The organism is Desulforamulus aeronauticus DSM 10349 (genome assembly GCF_900142375.1).
Taxonomy (GTDB): Bacteria; Bacillota; Desulfotomaculia; order Desulfotomaculales; family Desulfotomaculaceae; genus Desulfotomaculum; species Desulfotomaculum aeronauticum.
The window spans coordinates 1-5006 of sequence record NZ_FRAR01000030.1 but is presented as its reverse complement, the minus strand read 5'-3'; the positions used below and the strand labels follow the sequence as shown (position 1 = coordinate 5006).

Below are 5006 nucleotides of genomic sequence, written 5' to 3'. Positions count from 1 at the left end.
TATCCACAACTACGTTGAAAAGGTAATCGTGGATAAGGATAATATCACTATTCATTTACACTTTAAGTACTGTGGATATGTTGGTGGAGGCGGGGGGAGTTGAACCCGCCGTCCGAAAGAGCAACCACAACAGGCTCTACGAGCGTAGACTATGCTTTAGATTTCGCTTCATTGGCGACCACAGTCAGCCTACAATGTTGCTATCCCGGTAGTCTTAGCTGCAACCCTCCGAGAATCAGGTTACAGAGCGTCCCGCTAATTTGACCTCCTATCCCTCACCGCGGGCACAGAGGGTAGAAGGTTAGACAGCAATTAAGCTGCTAAAGCGTAATTTTCGTTGGCAATTAAATTGCGTTCACCGTTTAACGGGTAGGTGAGATCCCGGCTCGCTCCTCTTGCCACCGCATCCCCCGTCGAAGCCATTTCGCCCCCATGTATAAAGATGCTTTGCCAACAGGTAAAACTATTATATTTTTTGCCTTTCCCGGACTGCCCGTTCCATCTCGCGCTTGGCATCCCGGTTGGCAATATCTTGACGTTTGTCATAGGATTTTTTCCCTTGAGCCAATGCTAGCTCTACTTTCACTTTACCTCTAGGGTTAAAGTAAACTTTCAGAGGTACCAGTGCTAAACCTTTTTCTCGAACCTTGCCCAAAAGCCGCATGATTTCTTGCTTATGCATCAAGAGCCTACGGGTTCGTTTTGGTTCGTGATTAAAGCGATTGCCCTGTTCATAGGGGCTTATGTGCATATTATATAACATCATTTCGCCATTTTCAACACGAGCAAAACTGTCCTGAAGGTTGGCTTTTCCTGCACGTAGTGATTTCACTTCAGTTCCCGAAAGAGAAATACCCGCTTCATAGGTTTCTAAAATATGATACTCGTGACGAGCACGACGGTTTTCTGTAACCGTTTTATAGCTTTTTGTTGATTCACTTGGCTTGGCAACCATAAGAAACACCTCTGACAGATAAAGCCCAGGTTCTCACTCGAGACTCGGGCTTTACACGACACAATTTCTTTGATCAAGTATTTATATTATAACATTGTTAATGTTTCTGTCAAGATTCTTATAATCCCAGTTCAGTGGCCGCACCTTGCATAGCTTCTAAATTTAAATCTAAAAATTCTTCCAAGGTAAGTCCCAGTTCGGAACAAGCCCGGATTTGTTCACGATTTGCACCCTTGGCAAAGGATTTTTCATTCATGCGATTGACTAAAAACGGTACATCTATGGCGGAGAGCCTCTTTTCTGGCTTGATAAGAGCGCCAGCCACAATTAAACCTGTGGTAGGGTCGGTGGCATAAAGTGCCTTATCCATTAAACTTTGGCGTGGTAGGCCGTGTCTTTCGTTATGTACCTTCACCGCATATACTACGTCCTGGGACAGCCCCATTTCTTCCAACATCTTTGCCCCTTCTAAACTATGCAGTTCAGGTTTATCCTTTGTATCATCATAATCAATATCGTGCAGCAGACCAGCTAAACCCCATTTTTCTTCGTCTTCACCGAAATGTTGGGCCAGTCTCTTCATAACCACCTCAGCTGCGATGCAGTGGTTTAGCAAATTTTTATTCTTAAGATTCTTCTTGAGTACTTTGAGTGCTTCTTCCCGATTCAAGCTGAAGTCCCCTTTCGGTCTTGATAAATTTCGCCGTAGCTCTAGCTACCGGAGTACCATCCGACAGGGTGACCTCTGCTTCCATATTAGCAATTCTGCCGCGATCTACCTGCTGTCTGGCAGTTACCACAATGGGCTCACCGATGGGTACTGGTTTAAGATAGCGAACATTCATTTCCACTGTCATCACAGGAGTACCCCTACTCCACAGCCAGTGTCCCATAACCTCATCCATTAAAGTGGAAAGCAGTCCACCATGCATGATATTGAGCCACCCGGAATGTTCTGGCCCAGGTGTAAAGGTAGTATAACTTATGTCTCCCTTATGCTTAATAGAGATTTTAAGCCCAATGGGATTGTTTTGTCCGCAAACAAAGCACTTATTAACTTCCCGCCACTTCTCGCTGCCATAAATCTCTTGATAAGTAGGCATTTACTTCACCACCAGTTATTTAGCTTTTGGAAATATAGTACTAAATTTTTTAGGTAGTGGCAAGGTTTGGCCCCGAATGAATAAGTAAAATATTGCTAATAAAAAAACCGGCCGTTTGGCCGGTTTTTAGTGTAGATCTTATAGTCTGGTAAGAAGGGGCCCAAGGATCAGGGAGATGGTACCAGCAACTTTGATCAAAGGGTTCATAGCAGGACCGGAGGTGTCTTTGCAGGGGTCACCTACAGTGTCACCAACAACGGCTGCTTTGTGAGGATCGGACTTCTTACCACCCAGGTTACCTTTTTCAATCCATTTCTTAGCATTGTCCCAAGCGCCGCCGGCGTTAGAGAGGAACAGAGCCATCAAAACACCAGTTACGGTTAAGCCAGCCAAGAAACCAGCCAGAGCATACGCACCAAGAATAAAGCCAACCAGGATCGGACCAGATACTGCCACAATACCAGGAGCAATCATCTTGGAGATAGCAGAGCGGGTAGCGATGTCTACGCAACGAGAGTAGTCAGCTTTGGCACCAGGCTTGCCTTCCAGCAGTCCAGGGATTTCACGGAACTGACGACGAACTTCTTCAACCATTCCGTAAGCAGCCTCACCAACAGCACGCATGGTTTGAGCACCTACTAAGAAAGGTACAGCACCACCAATGAACAGACCTACCAGAACCATAGGTTCGGTTAAGTTAACAACAAATTTGCCGCCGGGCAGTACATCGTGGAACTTGTGGGTTACTGCCTCAACATAGGCGCTGAACAGAGCCAGAGCGGTCAGAGCAGCGGAACCAATAGCGAAACCCTTAGCGATAGCAGCGGTGGTGTTACCAACTGCATCCAGTTTGTCGGTCTTCTCACGAACTTCAGGAGGAAGCTCAGCCATTTCAGCAATACCACCGGCGTTGTCAGCAACCGGACCAAAGGAGTCCATCGCAACAACGAAACCAGCGGAGGATAACATACCCATAGCAGCCATAGCGATACCATAGATAGCCCACAGTTCAGCTTTGTCAGCAGGAGCAGCAGAACCTACTGCCCAGAAGGAGAAGTAGATAGCACCAGCAAAGGTCAGCATGGGCAGGAAGGTAGATTCCATACCAACAGCCAGACCGTGAATAACGTTGGTAGCAGGACCAGATTTAGAAGCCTCTGCAATCCGGTTAACAGAAGCTTTGCCAGTACCGGTATAGACTTCAGTTAAGTAACCTACAGCTACGTTAACGATCAAACCAGCTACTACAGCCATGAAAATACCAGTAGCAATAGAAGCAGTTTCACCAACAAAGACGCTTTTTGCTACAAAGAATACGCCAACAGCAGTTAAAACGTTGGTTACCCAAAGGCCTACGTTCAGAGCGGCTTGAGGGTTGCCATCTTCGCTAGTACGTACACAGAAGGTACCAATAATGGAAGCAATGATACCAACAGCACCTACTAACAGCGGGAAGATAACACCGGTGAAACCAAACAGGGTGTTACCAATCAGCATAGCAGCAATGGTGGTAGCAGCATAGGATTCGAATAAGTCAGCACCCATACCTGCGGTATCACCAACGTTGTCACCAACGTTGTCTGCGATAACGGCGGGGTTACGTGGATCATCTTCGGGGATACCAGCTTCAACTTTACCTACCAAGTCAGCGCCTACGTCAGCAGCTTTGGTGAAGATCCCGCCGCCAATACGGGCGAAGAACGCGATAGCAGAAGCACCGAAAGCGAAGGAGTTAATAATGGTCGGTTGACCAAAGATAATGTACAGTACGGATACACCCAGCAGACCTAAACCTGCTACGGACAGACCCATAACAGCACCAGCGCGGAAGGATACGTTCAGAGCTTTTCCCAGACCGTGGCTGCGAGCAGCTTCAGCGGTACGGGCGTTAGACTTGGTGGTGGAGGTCATGCCGATGTAACCAGCTACGGCAGACAGGACAGCACCTACTAAAAAGGAAATCGCGGAAGCAGGACCAACAGGCATATGAGCACTGCCGCCACCTTCTACAAAATACTGAGCAGCCCAGAGAAGAACGAAAATAATAAGAGCAAATGGAATTAATGTTTTGTACTGACGGTTTAGGAAAGCCATTGCACCTTCGTGAATAGCTTCGGAAATCTCACGCATTTTAGGAGTACCCATATCTTCTTTTAGGATACTGGACAGTGTGAACAGTGCGAATAACAGAGCCAGCGCACCGGCACCCGCTGCGTAATAAGCCAATGTCATATTTTCCACTTGAGAGTTACCCTCCTTGTCCCGGTTGAAATTTTAGGACCTTACTTCCAAACCACAAGAACCATTGAAGTTACGGCAAAAGCGATGGCGACAAAGGCCGTGAGTCTACCGAGTTTTTCATCTAAGCCTTTCTTCTTTCCTCCGAAAAACGTCTCGGCCCCACCGGCAATAGAACCGGATAAACCGGCGCTTTTACCCGACTGCAGTAAAATGGTTGCGATTAATGAAAGTGCGATTAGTACATGAATAGCAGTCACTAAACCTTTTAACAAAACTCCACCTCCTTTTTGGCAAAAATATGTAAAAATTATGAACTTGTATACTACTGTATTATAGCATAACGTGAAATAAGTGACAATCTTTATTCTCGTGACAATAGGTAATCCAAGCTACTTCTGACAAGCTCTGGCTACCTAAATCGTCTCTTTTGTGATTATTTTAACAAACCCTTTAACTCCGCAGATTATAGAACACTTCTTTGCCACGATACTTTGCCAACTCACCCAGTTCTTCTTCAATTCGCAGCAGTTGGTTGTATTTGGCCACACGGTCGGTCCGAGAGGGCGCCCCTGTTTTGATTTGGCCGGCATTGGTCGCTACGGACAGGTCCGCTATGGTGGTGTCGTCGGTTTCCCCCGAGCGATGGGATATCACTGCGGTGTAGCCTGCACGTTTTGCCATTTCAATGGCATCCAGGGTTTCGGTTA

Annotated in this window: 5 protein-coding genes, 1 other RNA gene and 1 pseudogene; all 7 read right to left on the bottom strand. The window is 46.7% G+C overall.

Annotated features, from left to right (window positions below):
* Positions 1-81: 81 nt before the first annotated feature.
* Positions 82-432, bottom strand: a transfer-messenger RNA (tmRNA) gene (gene ssrA, locus BUA78_RS17360).
* Between the two features lie 34 nt (positions 433-466).
* Positions 467-955 carry an SsrA-binding protein SmpB gene (smpB, locus tag BUA78_RS17355; RefSeq protein ID WP_072917071.1) on the bottom strand — a complete coding sequence of 163 codons (489 nt, stop codon included), beginning with the start codon at positions 953-955 and terminating at the stop codon, positions 467-469.
* A gap of 118 nt (positions 956-1073) precedes the next feature.
* Positions 1074-1625 carry an HDIG domain-containing metalloprotein gene (locus BUA78_RS17350; RefSeq protein ID WP_072917070.1) on the bottom strand — a complete coding sequence of 184 codons (552 nt, stop codon included), beginning with the start codon at positions 1623-1625 and terminating at the stop codon, positions 1074-1076.
* A complete protein-coding gene (locus tag BUA78_RS17345) occupies positions 1582-2058 on the bottom strand; it encodes a PaaI family thioesterase (protein WP_072917067.1) in 477 nt (158 codons plus the stop codon). Before BUA78_RS17345 ends, BUA78_RS17350 begins: the two co-directional genes overlap by 44 nt.
* A 138-nt stretch (positions 2059-2196) precedes the next feature.
* Positions 2197-4290 (bottom strand): sodium-translocating pyrophosphatase, encoded by a 2094-nt coding sequence (locus tag BUA78_RS17340; RefSeq protein ID WP_175549069.1) that lies wholly within the window; start codon positions 4288-4290, stop codon positions 2197-2199.
* A 50-nt stretch (positions 4291-4340) separates the two neighbouring features.
* Positions 4341-4571, bottom strand: coding sequence for a preprotein translocase subunit SecG (gene secG, locus BUA78_RS17335; protein ID WP_072917063.1), 231 nt, complete (start codon positions 4569-4571; stop codon positions 4341-4343).
* Between the two features lie 178 nt (positions 4572-4749).
* A pseudogene (eno, locus tag BUA78_RS17330) lies at positions 4750-5006 on the bottom strand (phosphopyruvate hydratase); the annotation flags it as partial.

Coding starts and splice junctions, on each gene's coding strand:
- smpB (WP_072917071.1), bottom strand. CDS start 955: ATGGTTGCCAAGCCAAGTGAATCAACAAAAAGCTATAAAACGGTTACA.
- BUA78_RS17345 (WP_072917067.1), bottom strand. CDS start 2,058: ATGCCTACTTATCAAGAGATTTATGGCAGCGAGAAGTGGCGGGAAGTT.
- BUA78_RS17340 (WP_175549069.1), bottom strand. CDS start 4,290: ATGACATTGGCTTATTACGCAGCGGGTGCCGGTGCGCTGGCTCTGTTA.